At 40.6% G+C, this 12274-nt stretch carries 9 protein-coding genes; 1 reads left to right on the top strand and 8 read right to left on the bottom strand.

Annotated features, from left to right (window positions below; all coding sequences use genetic code 11):
- The coding region (gene sucD, locus B2V92_RS24850) for a succinate--CoA ligase subunit alpha (RefSeq protein ID WP_293313181.1) at positions 1 to 832 on the bottom strand (832 nt) is incomplete at its 3' end.
- Between the two features lie 183 nt (positions 833 to 1015).
- On the opposite strand from sucD, the gene B2V92_RS24845 reads away from it, so the two are divergent.
- A complete protein-coding gene (locus B2V92_RS24845) occupies positions 1016 to 1441 on the top strand; it encodes a cupin domain-containing protein (RefSeq protein ID WP_293313179.1) in 426 nt (141 codons plus the stop codon).
- A gap of 315 nt (positions 1442 to 1756) precedes the next feature.
- Here B2V92_RS24845 and rlmF read toward each other — a convergent pair whose 3' ends face one another.
- The 7 genes from rlmF to B2V92_RS24810 all read right to left on the bottom strand — a co-directional run bounded on the left by rlmF (position 1757) and on the right by B2V92_RS24810 (position 12178).
- Complete coding sequence (rlmF, locus tag B2V92_RS24840) at positions 1757 to 2722, bottom strand: 23S rRNA (adenine(1618)-N(6))-methyltransferase RlmF (protein ID WP_293313178.1); 966 nt, start codon at positions 2720 to 2722, stop codon at positions 1757 to 1759.
- A 197-nt stretch (positions 2723 to 2919) separates the two neighbouring features.
- Positions 2920 to 4170, bottom strand: a complete 1251-nt coding sequence (dctA, locus tag B2V92_RS24835) for a C4-dicarboxylate transporter DctA (RefSeq protein ID WP_293313176.1) — start codon at positions 4168 to 4170, stop codon at positions 2920 to 2922.
- 286 nt (positions 4171 to 4456) lie between these two features.
- On the bottom strand, positions 4457 to 5296 hold the full coding sequence (locus B2V92_RS24830; RefSeq protein WP_293313174.1) for a cyanophycinase: 840 nt from the start codon (positions 5294 to 5296) through the stop codon (positions 4457 to 4459).
- The gene (locus B2V92_RS24825; RefSeq protein WP_293313172.1) at positions 5296 to 6321 is read right to left on the bottom strand and encodes an isoaspartyl peptidase/L-asparaginase family protein; all 1026 of its coding nucleotides are present in this window, start codon (positions 6319 to 6321) and stop codon (positions 5296 to 5298) included. The genes B2V92_RS24830 and B2V92_RS24825 overlap by 1 nt, the downstream gene beginning before the upstream one ends.
- Positions 6322 to 6329: 8 nt before the next feature.
- On the bottom strand, positions 6330 to 7418 hold the full coding sequence (locus B2V92_RS24820) for a cyanophycinase (protein ID WP_293313170.1): 1089 nt from the start codon (positions 7416 to 7418) through the stop codon (positions 6330 to 6332).
- 52 nt (positions 7419 to 7470) lie between these two features.
- On the bottom strand, positions 7471 to 8859 hold the full coding sequence (locus B2V92_RS24815; protein WP_293313168.1) for a RagB/SusD family nutrient uptake outer membrane protein: 1389 nt from the start codon (positions 8857 to 8859) through the stop codon (positions 7471 to 7473).
- 10 nt (positions 8860 to 8869) lie between these two features.
- Entirely contained in the window at positions 8870 to 12178 is a 3309-nt protein-coding gene (locus B2V92_RS24810) for a SusC/RagA family TonB-linked outer membrane protein (protein ID WP_293313166.1), read from the bottom strand.
- Between the last annotated feature and the right edge of the window lie 96 nt (positions 12179 to 12274).

Here is a 12274-nt window from a genome sequence, read left to right as displayed (position 1 = left end):
CAGGACTTTCTACTACACGGATACCACACTCGCGCATGATTTTCATTTTAGCAGCAGCAGTATCATCAGCACCGCCAACAATAGCACCAGCATGGCCCATTCTACGTCCCGGAGGCGCAGTTTGACCAGCGATGAAACCAACAACAGGTTTAGTACCGTGTTCTTTGATCCAACGTGCTGCTTCAGCTTCCATCCCACCACCAATTTCACCGATCATGATGATACCGTGGGTTTCAGGGTCGTTCATTAATAATTTAACAGCTTCTACAGTTGGTGTTCCGATAATCGGGTCGCCACCGATACCGATAGCAGTAGTGATACCCAAGCCGGCTTTAACCACCTGATCAACAGCTTCGTAAGTTAAAGTTCCTGATTTAGAAACCACACCTACATGACCTTTTTTGAAGATAAAACCTGGCATGATACCAATTTTAGCTTCATCAGCAGTAATTACACCAGGGCAGTTAGGGCCGATAAGTGTAACATCGCGGTCTGCAATATATTCTTTAACCTGGATCATATCCTTTGTAGGGATACCTTCGGTAATACAAACAATAACTTTAATACCACCTTCGGCAGCTTCCATAATTGCATCAGCAGCAAAAGCAGGCGGCACAAAAATGATAGATACATTTGCACCTGTTTGATCAACAGCATCTTTAACAGTGTTAAAAACAGGCTTTTCTAAATGCAATTGCCCACCTTTGCCAGGCGTTACACCACCTACTACGTTTGTACCATAGGCCAGCATCTGCTCAGCGTGGTAAGTTCCTTCGTTTCCGGTAAAACCCTGAACGATAACCTTAGAATCTTTATTTACTAAAACGCTCATGTATCAATATTTTTTTTGTGCAAAGCTAATATTATTGAACTGGAATTCAAATCTAAAACCAGATTATTTAGTCGGTTTTTTCAGGAAAATGTAAGGATTCGTTACTTTAGTGTGGAAAGGCCAAAACGGAAAGGCCAAAGCTGAAAGACTAAAGACCAGAGCAAAAAGTTAAATTATAACAAGATGAGAAAATCCACATTAATAGTAGCCATTATTGCAAGTACTTTTATTTCTGTTAAGGCCAATGCCCAAAGTGCCGATACCAGCAAATACATTATTGAAAATGATACCGAGGTAGCTAAAGAGGAAGCTGGAACACACAATGGCGGAGGTAAAACGACCGGTTTCAACTTTTTTGCCAATGCTAAAAACCTGAAAACAGCCTTTAGGAAAAGAGTTTTGAAACCGGGCTCATCAATCGGTTATCATCTGCAAAAAGAGGATGAAATTTACTATGTCATCAGTGGAAACGGAACCATGCAAATAAATGGAAAAACATTTGCAGTTAAACCCGGTGATGCAATTTTAACGCGGCCCGGCAGTTCGCATGGCATAACGCCGAATGCGGATAACGATCTGGTTATTATGATTGTTTATGGGAAGAATTAACGAAAAATTCTAATGACCAATGTTCAAATTGCAATGATCAAATTGCAAATGTCCAAATTCCAATGACATCGTTATATAAAAAAACCGTCATCTCGTTCCAATAGCTATCGGAAGAAACGTAGTGGAATGGAGAAATCTATCTCTAGATAGATTTCTCAACTTCGTTACACTCCGCTCGAAATGACGGTAATTTTTAGGGCTTATTTACGCTAACGTCTCTGTCAATAATATTGGTTTTTAGGCAATAATTTATTACTCGAAATGACGGTATCTGGAGAGCCGTAGACTAAAGACTCACGACTACAGGCTCAAGACTTATTTCCACCCTTTTACCCATTCGTCTTGTGCTCTTTCATCAAGGAAAGTCCAGGCTACGAAGCGGCTTATTTTTTGTCCCTGGCTCATTACAACCGTACGTACTTCGAAAGCATTTGCTTTAACTAAAGCGTTATAAATACTTTTTAGGTTTGCGCTTTTTGAAACCAGCGAACTGAACCATAATACCTGATTTTTAATCTGTGCACTCTGGATAATCATCTGTTCTACGAAAGCACGTTCGCCTCCCGGGCACCAAAGTTCGGCCTTGTTACCTCCAAAGTTTAGTACGTGTTTTACTTCTTTTTCGTTTCCACCGAGGTTACGCCATTTCTGACGGGTACCCTGCTCTGCTTCTTTTAACGAAGAGTGGAACGGCGGATTACAAACTACGGCGTCAAAACGTTCTGTTCTGCCTACAATACCCCTAAAAATCCCCATTTTTGAAGATTGCTGACGGATTTCTATTGCGCCCTGTAATGGTTTATTGGCTTCGATGATGCGTTGTGCCGACTCAACTGAAAGTGGATCTATTTCAGAACCTACAAAGTTCCAGCCGTACTCCTGGTGACCGATGATGGGGTAAATACAGTTGGCACCAACACCGATATCGAGTACATTGATTTTGGCTCCTTTTGGATTTTTACCTTTATTGCTCGATCCCAGTAAATCGGCAACATAGTGGATATAATCTGCTCTGCCAGGAATGGGCGGACAAAGAAAATCCTGAGGGATATCCCATTGCTGGATATCGTAAAAATATTTCAGTAAAGCCCTGTTAAGTGCTTTTACGGCATTTTGATCTGCAAAATCGATAGAATCGTCGTTATGCTCGTTTTTGAATACGAAACGTTTTAATTCTTTTGAAGTTGCGGTAAGTTGTTTGAAATTGTAACGCGAACGGTGTTTGTTGCGTGGGTGTAACTCGCTCTTTTCTTTGCGGTTATTTTGTTCTTCTTGAGCCACTGTGCTATGGATTAATTAAACAAGCTGTGTGCATGTTTCTGCTGCAAAGATACGGAAAAAAGGCTGAAGGTGTGAAGGTTATTGGGGTGTTCGTCATGCTGAATTTATTTCAGCATCTTTCTGGTTATTAAGACCCTGATCCCGAAGTTTCGGGACAGGGTGACGATTGGGATTGAAAACTCTAAACTCCAAACTAACTATTCTTTTCCTTCCTGAATAGCTTTCAAGTACTTCTCTTCATCAAACTGCTTTTCGCTTTTGGCAATTACGATTGTGGCGATACCGTTGCCGATTACATTGGTAATGGCCCTTGCTTCGCTCATAAAACGATCAACTCCTATTAATATCGAAATATGCTCTATTGGCATAATTTTTAAAGCGGTTAAAGTAGATACCAAAACGATAAAACCACTCCCAGTTACACCTGCGGCACCTTTTGAGGTTACCATAAGTACCCCTAAAACCGTAATCTGCTGCCCGAGGGATAAATCGACATTAAAAACCTGACAAAGAAATATGACAGACATGGCGAGGTAAATTGCAGTACCATCGAGGTTGAAGGAATAACCCGTTGGGATTACCAAACCCACAACCGATTTATCGCAACCAAAGGCTTCCATTTTCTGCATCATGCTGGGCAAAGCCGATTCGGAAGAAGAGGTACCCAATACAATCAGAATTTCCTGACGGATATATTTAAGATAAGCCCATAAGCTAAATTTATAATACCTGCAGATCCCATTCAGCACAATAAAAATGAAGAGAATACAGGTTAAATATACCGATCCCATCAATTTAGCCATGCCTACAATACTTTGCAATCCGTGTGTACCGATACTGAACGCCATCCCACCAAATGCCCCTATAGGTGCCAAACGCATAATTACCTTCATGATTTTAAAAAGCACTTTCGATATTTTATCGAAGGCATTTAAAACACTGGTTCCATCGCCGCCGAGTTTATTCAGGCCATAACCAAAAAGAATGGCAAAGAGCAGAATCTGGAGGATATTTCCTTCTGCAAAAGCAGCTATAACATTGTGCGGGATAATGTGTAGAAAAAACTCGCCCCAGTTCATATCCTTGGCCTGTTCGGCATAACCGGCAATTTTTGTAGCATCACCAGTTTTAGCAACCATTCCGGTACCGGGTTTTAAAATATTCGCCACCAGCAAACCGATTGCAATGGCAACTGTACTCACAATTTCGAAGTACAATAAGGCCTTTCCTCCTACTCTGCCTACTTTTTTCATGTCGCCCATATGTGCGATGCCCAAAACAATAGTAAAGAATATGATCGGTGCAATTAACATGCTGATGAGGTTGATAAAACCCTGACTGATCATTTTGGCAGTTGGTGCAAAACCCGGAAAATATGCACCAACAATAATACCTATGGTGATGGCAACTAGAACCTGAAATGTTAAATTGGAAAAAATCTTTTTCATTTATGCTTAGGAAAAATGAAAGATAGGGTAATTTTTTAAATAAAAAACGTGTTCCGATTGCTCAAAACACGTCTTCAATCAACTTAAGAGGTAATATTTAAATTGAGTCTTTAATATTTGATGAAAACAATATGTTAGGATGGCCTACTTAGATCGATTCGTCATGCTGAATTTATTTCAGCATCTTTCATGCTAGATAGACCCTGAAATAAATTCAGGGTGACGGATATGAGCGAAAAATTCCTGCCATAAACCTTTACAATCGAACTGAAATTAGGAGGTTATATTAAGGTTTAATATCAATTACATCACCTGCGGTAAAAATCCCGAAATCTGCCTGTTTAAATTTCAACAGGCCTTTATCGGCTTTTTTAAGATCTTTTGGATTTGCCAAACGGATTACCTGACTTTCGCCGGCCACAGTAGCTTTATTGCCATGTACAATAATTGCGGTACTTTCGTCAATACCTACACAAACCAGATCGGGATGGGCAGCCAAAGCAGAAATTAACCGGTTGTACCTGTTGCGTTTTAAAAAGTGCTGATCGATAATGGTATTCTCCAGCAACCCCATTCCTTCGGCGAATTCGATGTTTTTATCCCACAGTTTGTTAAAGGTTTCTTTATAAACGGTATCCAAAAGCTGTTTGCCGGTAATCATATATTTACTCATTACCGCAGCACCAGCGCTTGTTCCGGCAATGGTAGCTCCATTTTGATAGGCCTTATGGATAGCAGTATAAACCGGAGTATTGAGTACCGATTTCATAAAACGGTTCTGGTCGCCACCTAAAATATAGATCAGTTTTGCCCCAGTAAGGGAATCGATCCATTTTTTATCGTTTACATCATGTTTGCTAAAGTTAAAATTCCTGATTGTTCTGTTATCCAGTTTTTTTAATTGTGCAGAAAGGGTTCCGAAACCAACATCAGGTACCTCGCTAGCCATTGGCAGCACAATAATATAATCACTGGTTTTCAGTGAGGCGGTATTCAACATTTCTTTCATCAAAGCATCCGATCGGTCGCCACCACCAATAATAAACAGGTTACCTTTCGCATTTCCCTGTGCGCCTGCTAATAAGGAAGAGCAGACAAGCCATAGCATAAAAAATAGTTTCTTCATTATTTATAAATGTTAACCTCAATTTTTCCATCTGCGGTTATGGTGCCACGGTACATGCCTTCGGTATTGAATGGCATAGCCACATTGCCTTTTTTATCTAAAGCGATCAAACCACCGTCGCCGCCCATTTTGCCTACTTTGTCCAATACGATTTTCGAAGCTTCGGTTACGGAAATTCCTTTATATTCCATCAAATCAGAAATGGTTTTGGCTACTACATTGCGGATATAAAATTCGCCCCAGCCGGTACACGAAATTCCAGCAGTTTCGTTATTACAGTAAGTGCCCGATCCGATGATCGGCGAATCGCCCACCCTGCCATATTTTTTGTTCGTCATACCTCCTGTTGATGTGCCTGCGGCCAGATTGCCCGCTTTATCCAGCGCCACACAACCAACCGTACCAAATTTATAATCGTGGTTTTTGATGCCCAGTAATCCTGATTTTTTACTGCCATGATCTAAAACCGCTTTGGTTGAATCTTCTTTAATGGCTTCCTGCAAACCGTCCCAGCGTTCTTTTGTCCAGAAATATTTTGGATCCACGATTTCCAGTCCGGCATCTTTTGCAAACAGATCGGCACCTGCCCCAACCATCATTACATGTTCCGATTTTTCCATTACTGCCCTTGCTGCAGAAATCGGGTTTTTAACAGTAGTAACGCCCGCAACAGCACCTGCCATCAAGGTTTTTCCGTCCATAATGGCCGCATCCAGTTCATTTCTGCCATCGTGTGTAAAAACAGCACCTTTACCGGCATTAAAATGCGGATCGTTTTCTAAAACATGGATGGTTGCCTCAACCGCGTCGAGGCTCGATTTGCCTGCTTTAATTTCTGCATAACCTGCCTGTAAAGCCTTGGTTAAAGCGGCTACATAAGCGGCTTCTTTCTCTGGCGTCATATTTTTTTTCAATATGGTACCTGCACCACCGTGGATCACCATTACATATTTTTTCTGCTGTGCAGCAACATTTAAAGTAAGTACCGAAATAAGCAGTACCATTATCAATTTTAATGCTTTCATATTATTTTCTATTGATCTTTTTTATTTAAAACACCGTTATCGATCCACCACCAGTACCATTTTCCGCCAGTGGCTTCATCTGCTTTAAAGTTAGTAACATTAAAGTTTCCGCCACCATTAACCGAGGCAGGAATTTCATAAACCGAAATAGCCTGCTGCCCATCGTTCCAGTTTACTTTTTTATTGGCTTCGAACTGTTCTGGCTGTTTTGCAGCGTCCGAAACAATAAAATAAGCGTAACTATATGGTCTTGTTACCGAATAATCGCCAAAAACCTTCGCTTTTCCGTCTTTATCAATACAAACAGCTGTTCTTTCATCGGATGCGATGCATTTTGCTGCTGTTTTCCAGTCTTTATTAATCCTGCCCAAAAATACTACCGATCTTCCTTCACGGTCGCGTGTTAAATAATGCTGATCGGTAATTATATTCTGCAGATAGGGTACTTTTAAAAAGTCGTTGTTGTATAAAGTTACGTTGTTATCAAAGGGATTTGCCAATGCCTGTGCAGAGGTTACGCCGCCGGTTTCGCCACTGTAATAAAAACCGCCTAAAATGGCACAGCCCGCACTGGTACCGCCAACAGGAGCTTTTTTATCATTCAACAGATAATTTAAAGCCTGTTCGGTTTTGGTACCTTTCCAATATTTCATGTAATCGGACTGATCTCCTCCGGCAATAAAAACCATTTCTGCATTGCGGATAATGTAGGCAACGCCATCATCATTGGCCAGCTCTCTGGAATTAATTAACAGGGTTTCGACCGAGTTAACATTACCCAAACCGTTGATATAGGAATTATAAGCGTCGGTTCCGGTTGCACGCAGTACCACCACATCACCACCTCCGCTCCTTTCGATCATCCATTTAAAGGCTGCATCTACATCGGTACCGCCGCCCATTAAAACCATACCGCCGTTAACGGTTTTGGTAACATTCGAGGTATCGCCAATAATGCCGATAGAACCCGGCCGGTTTGGCGTTGATGTACCTCCACCGGAAGGTGACGGCTTAACCGGGGCCAAACCATCAGATTTACTGCAACCAACGGATGAGATACAGATCATCAGCAAAACGGCAAGAAATAACTGTTTCATATCAAATATTTTAAATGGGTGGAAAAGAAATGTCTTCCCCACCAAAAGTTTCCTAATAATTAGGATTTTGAACAACATTTTTATTAACTGATATTTCTGTTGCAGGGATAGGTAAAGCGTATTGTGCCTGATTTGGCGACAAGGTAAGTGCACTGCCGGTAGCTGCTACGTCTGCCGGAGTTCTTTCGATGGTTATATTTCTCCGTTTTAAATCAAAGAAACGATGGCCTTCGAATGCAAGCTCTTTATATCTTTCATCATAAATGGCCGTAATTAAAGCTGCTTTATCTGCAAAGGTTGCGTTAACGTAGCCATTAATCCTTGCTGCACGCAGGGTATTGATATCACCAGCAGCATCTCCTGTTGTTTCTGCCCTGGCTTCGGCCCTTATCAGATACATTTCGCCGGTTCTAAACTGTTTCACATCTGCCAAACCTGGGGCAGACGAGGTTCCACCAATGTATTTATTTACCAGATACTTTGATTTTGTGCCGGTACGCGTATTATCAAATTTGATGTAAGGCACAAACCTGATATCGTTTACCTGATCAAAAGTTGCAATCAGTTTAAACGAAGGCGCATATAAAACATAGCTGCCCGATTGTCTAAAAAAGAAATCGCCGGTCCTCGAATCGCCTGTTACACGTTTTAATTTCCAAACCACCTCAGCATCATTTGCATCTGTCCAGATACCAGGAAACTGAGCTTTTGTAGCCAATGGCAAAGCATTTATTACCTCTGTTGAATAGGTAATGGCATCGGCCCAGTTTTTTTCGTACAACGCAACACGGGCCTGAATTGCCGAAACTGCTGTTTTAGTAATCCTGGTTTTATCCGTAAAAGTTGCCGGAATTAATGCTTTAGCCGCAATTAAATCTGTTTTTGCTTTTGCAATTACAGCACCAAAAGTTTCTCTGGCGGGATAAATAATGGCCGACTTTTCCATATAAGTAATACCCAGTGCAGCCGTTTGATAGGAAGCAGCATAAGCTCTTAATAATTCGAAATGCAAATAAGCGCGTAAAGCCAGTAACTCACCTTTATAGCGATCGGCCAGGGCAATATCTGTTCCCGTAAAAGTTAACTTATCCATTGCTTCCAAAACCCTGTTTACCCGATCTATAGCCGTATAATTAGTATAATACAAGCCTGTAACAGAGCCGTTAGAACCATTATACAACCACCTAAATGCATCGCTATTGCCTACTGTATTTTCCTGTGGATAAATCGCCTCATCCGAAACGATTGAGCTATAACTTAGCGTAGAATAATCAATCGGGGCATAAGCACCAATTACACCTAAATTAATATCGTTAATATTTCTGAATGCCTGTTCTGGCAAAATCAAATCTGTTGGCTTAAAATCTAGTTTGGTACAAGATGCGGCCAATAATACAACTGCCAATAAAACAGTGCATTTTGTATATATTTTGTTAATCATAACTGATTTATTAAAAGTTAACATTAATTCCTGCAGTATAAGTTCTGGTATTTGGATACTGAAAACGCCCAAAAACATCATTATTTTCGGGATCTAAACCTCTCCAGCTCGTCCAGGTGAAAAGATTCTGGCCCTGAACAAATATTTTTACACCTTTGATAATTTTGGTTTTTTCTAAAATAGATTTAGGCAAAGTATAACCAATGGTTACATTCCTCAACCTTAAATAAGAAGCATCCTGAATATCTTTAGATGTGAAATTCCTTGGGATATCAAATCTTTGCAGAATGGCATCATCTCCGGTATCGCCCGGATTCTGCCAACGGTTATACAACATTCTTACCGATTGGTTACTGGTGCGGTAGGTTCTGTTTTCGTTGTAGAAATCTTCATTGTTCCAGCGCATTACATTGCTCACAAAAGAAAATAAAGCAGAAGCGGTAATGCCTTTATAACTTAACGAGGTATTAAATCCGCCGGTAAATGTTGGGTACATGCTTCCAGAATTTGTTGTACTTTGTGTATTTGCATTGTACAATGTGGTAATACTGCCATCAAGGTTATAATATTGGGCCTCTCCTGTTTGTGGATTTACGCCAGCCCAGTCTGGAGCAAAGTAAGTTCCATAAGGCAATCCAACTTTTATAATTCTCGAATCTCCATCCGGGAAATTATCGGTTACATCACTTACCCTTAAGATCATGTTTTTATTGTAACCTGCATTTGCTCCCAATGTCCATGTAAAATCTTTGGTTTTAATTACATCGCCACTGATATCAAATTCAATACCCCGGTTTCTCATTTTACCTGAGCTTAATGGCAGGATAGAATAACCTGCAACTGCCGAAGGAGGTTGATTGATGAACATGTTACTGGTAATTTTATTATAAAAATCGGCAGTTAATCGTAATCTGCTGCTTTTAAACAAACTCAGGTCGAAACCAGCATTAAATGTACTTACGTATTCCCAGTCGTAATCTATATTACCGGCAGCAGTTGCCCGGATCCCGATATTACCGCCATAACTAGTGTTACCATAGGCTTCCTGGTAATCGAAGTTACCACCAAATGTACTTGCTGTAGTTCCGTAACTTGCCCTAATGCTCAGATCAGAAATAACGGCTAAGTTTTTAAGAAAATCTTCCTGCTTGGCATTCCAGTTGGCGCCTACTGAATAGAAACCGTGCCATCTGTTTTTTTCGACTACAGTTGTAGAACCGTCGTAACGGTAGCTTCCGGTTAAGGTATATTTACGATCGTAAGTATAACGGCCAACCCCCATAAATGAGGCCATCGCATTACGGGTTTTACTTCCTGAAAGCGAAGGTAAAAAAACGGTGCTTACCGTGATACCTGCCGGTGTTTCTGGCAAACGGTCGTCAATCCCAAATCCTCTGTAACCAAAAGATTTATAATCGTTGTAGATGTATTCGTATAATGCAGAGAATTCTACATCGTGTTTACCATCAAATGTTTTAGCAAAGGTTAAACCACTTGTAGATACGATACCGAAATTTCTACGGCTGATCTCATCCAAACGGCCTTTGCCGCCCAATGTATTTGCAACAGATCTCGATCCGTAATAAGAATTTGGATTAACATAGTTCTCATCCGAAGAATTCCGGTAATCTACGCCAAATCTGGTTGTTGCTTTTAATGATGGTAAAATCTGGTAAGCAAATGAACCGCCTACTATGGCTTTAAACTGATCGGTTTTATTGCTCGAATTCAGCAAACGCTCTAATGCAAGGGTACCTTCGCGCTGATCTAAAATATTGTATTTAGGCAAACTACTAATTCCCGGATGCACCAAAGTACCATCAGAAGCATATGGTTTCTCATAAGGTAATGCATAATACACTGCAGACATTGGTGTACCTGCCGTAGTAGCGCCTTCGCCATCTATAAATGTAGACTGAGAATAACCTAACGATACATTAACACTTCCACTGAACTTATTATCATTAAAATCTAAATTGCTCCTGAGTGCATAACGGTTAAGGCCTGTGTTTACGGCAACGCCTTCCTGACTGTAATAATTTAACGAGTTGTAAAAACGCAGTTTTTCATTACCGCCGCTGATGCTAACCTGCTGTTCCTGAAACTTACCCTTTCTGAAAAAAATATCTCTCCAATCGGTATTAATTTGTCTTAAACTATCCAAAATAAAATCGGCACGGCTACGCGATGCGGCTGTTCCGGCTGCATAGGCTGGGTTTTTTGGGGAGTATGTCCACCCTGGACCAATACTCACCCCTGTTAAGCCAATTTCTTCTTCAAACTGTAAACGCTGATCTGTATTCATCATCACAAAGTTCGGTCTGCTTAAATTAGAAAAACCATATTGCGAATTATAGCTAACCGCTACATTACCGGCTTTACCTTTTTTAGAGGTATAAACAATTACCCCATTTGCACCTCTCGAACCATAAAGGGCAGTAGCTGAGGCATCTTTTAATACCGTTGCCGACTCAATATCGTCTGGATTGATCGTTTGAAAGTAATTTGCTTCGATAGGTACACCATCCAATATAATCAGCGGACCTCTAACACCATTAATTGTGCCGATCCCTCTAATAACCACTGATGCACTTGTACCCGGCTGGCCCGATGTTGAGATAACACTCATGCCCGGTACACGGCCCTGCAGGATCTGATCTAATGTTAAACCCGGAACCTGATTAATTTTATCGGAAGTAACCAAAGAGCTTGCTGCTGCAGATTGTGATTTTTTATAACTGGTATAACCTGTTACCACCACATCATTTAAAGTACCAGCTGATAAGCTGAGCTTTAGTGTTCCCAACTGGCTTTTGGCGGCTACTTCTCTATCAGTATAACCAATATAAGAAATAACTAAAGTGGCATTTTCATCCACATTTCTGATAACAAAATTTCCATTGTTATCGGTAACTGAAATGGCGGACTGCCCCTTGATTTTTACTGAAGCACCTGGCATAGGATTACCGCTTTCATCAACGATTTTTCCGCTTACATCAATGGCTTTTGCATTGTTGTTTTTGGCAACCGGCATAATTAAAATGGTATTTTCCTTGATTTCCCAGCTAAAAGGCTGCGATTTCAGTACCTGTGTTAATACATCCTTAATTTCAGCATTTTTGAGGTCGATGGTTACCGGTTTTGATTGCTTTTCGATCAGATCGGCATCGTACAGGAAGAAATATCCACTTTGGCGTTTAATTTCTTTTAAAACACGTACAAGTGGCACGTTTTTTTGGTTTATGCTGATGTTCTGTGAAAATGCCGAAGCACTTACCTGTACGCATAAAACCGTCATTAGAATAATAAAAAGTTTCATAGTCCTAATAATTGGTTGGTTAAAATAGTTTGTAATACCGCCCGCAGCCTTTGGGGTGTTGGATTGATTACTTTGAGTGTAAAAGTTCATACATTC

This window comes from Pedobacter sp. UBA5917, assembly GCF_002432345.1.
GTDB lineage: Bacteria > Bacteroidota > Bacteroidia > Sphingobacteriales > Sphingobacteriaceae > Pedobacter.
The sequence above is the reverse complement of the archived record's forward strand: the minus strand, read 5'-3'. Positions and strand labels throughout refer to the sequence as shown.

What these genes read in the sequence shown, in the direction of transcription:
- B2V92_RS24845 (WP_293313179.1), top strand. Translation starts at nt 1,016, where the DNA reads ATGAGAAAATCCACATTAATAGTAGCCATTATTGCAAGTACTTTTATT.
- dctA (WP_293313176.1), bottom strand. Translation starts at nt 4,170, where the DNA reads ATGAAAAAGATTTTTTCCAATTTAACATTTCAGGTTCTAGTTGCCATC.
- B2V92_RS24830 (WP_293313174.1), bottom strand. Translation starts at nt 5,296, where the DNA reads ATGAAGAAACTATTTTTTATGCTATGGCTTGTCTGCTCTTCCTTATTA.
- B2V92_RS24825 (WP_293313172.1), bottom strand. Translation starts at nt 6,321, where the DNA reads ATGAAAGCATTAAAATTGATAATGGTACTGCTTATTTCGGTACTTACT.
- B2V92_RS24820 (WP_293313170.1), bottom strand. Translation starts at nt 7,418, where the DNA reads ATGAAACAGTTATTTCTTGCCGTTTTGCTGATGATCTGTATCTCATCC.
- B2V92_RS24815 (WP_293313168.1), bottom strand. Translation starts at nt 8,859, where the DNA reads ATGATTAACAAAATATATACAAAATGCACTGTTTTATTGGCAGTTGTA.
- B2V92_RS24810 (WP_293313166.1), bottom strand. Translation starts at nt 12,178, where the DNA reads ATGAAACTTTTTATTATTCTAATGACGGTTTTATGCGTACAGGTAAGT.